The sequence below is a fragment of the Aeromonas intestinalis genome (assembly GCF_054052485.1).
In genome coordinates, this window is sequence record NZ_JBSTYK010000035.1 from 1 (window position 1) to 954 (window position 954).

Annotated in this window: 2 tRNA genes and 2 rRNA genes; all 4 read right to left on the reverse strand. The window is 48.5% G+C overall.

Annotated features, from left to right (window positions below):
• Nucleotides 1-395, reverse strand: a 23S ribosomal RNA gene (locus ACW5W7_RS21260); the annotation flags it as partial.
• A 238-nt stretch (nt 396-633) separates the two neighbouring features.
• A tRNA-Ala gene (locus ACW5W7_RS21265) sits at nt 634-709 on the reverse strand.
• A gap of 10 nt (nt 710-719) precedes the next feature.
• Nucleotides 720-796: transfer RNA gene (locus tag ACW5W7_RS21270), tRNA-Ile, on the reverse strand.
• Nucleotides 797-869: 73 nt separating this feature from the next.
• Nucleotides 870-954 (reverse strand): 16S ribosomal RNA (locus tag ACW5W7_RS21275); the annotation flags it as partial.

Below are 954 nucleotides of genomic sequence, written 5' to 3' on the forward strand. Positions count from 1 at the left end.
TTCAGACAGGATGTCACGTGTCCCGCCCTACTCGATTTCACATCAAGGTTGTTTTCGTGTACGGGGCTATCACCCTGTATCGCCGGCCTTTCCAGGACCGTTCCACTAACTTCCAAGATGCTTAAGGGCTAATCCCCGTTCGCTCGCCGCTACTGAGGGAATCTCGGTTGATTTCTTTTCCTCGGGGTACTTAGATGTTTCAGTTCTCCCGGTTCGCCTCCGTTAGCTATGTATTCACTAACGGATACCCAGCTTATGCTGGGTGGGTTTCCCCATTCGGAAATCTGTGAGTAATAGCGTCTCTTACCGACTTCTCACAGCTTATCGCAGGTTAGTACGTCCTTCATCGCCTCTGACTGCCAAGGCATCCACCATGTACGCTTAGTCACTTAACCATACAACCCCAAGAAGTGTCGTCGAAACGACGCGACTTGTTGCTGTACAACAAGGACCAAATAAAATTTGGTTTTCGCCAAGAAGTTTCCAAAGCACTTGTAACAAATGTTTGAGAACTACTTTTTAAATCAGCTTTCCAGATTGTTAAAGAGCAAACTTCGTAAAGAAGTCAAAGACATAGATTGAACACACTGTTCAACTCATGGCTTTTGCTTCTCGCAAATTCAGTACGGATTATGGTGGAGCTATGCGGGATCGAACCGCAGACCTCCTGCGTGCAAAGCAGGCGCTCTCCCAGCTGAGCTATAGCCCCGTAATCGAAGTGGTGGGTCTGAGTGGACTCGAACCACCGACCTCACCCTTATCAGGGGTGCGCTCTAACCACCTGAGCTACAGACCCACTTCGTGTACTGTCTCTAAACTTGAATCAAGGCAATCTGTGTGAACACTCAACAACTTCGTCATCATTAAGGTAAGGAGGTGATCCAACCCCAGGTTCCCCTAGGGTTACCTTGTTACGACTTCACCCCAGTCATGAATCACACCGTGGTAAACGCC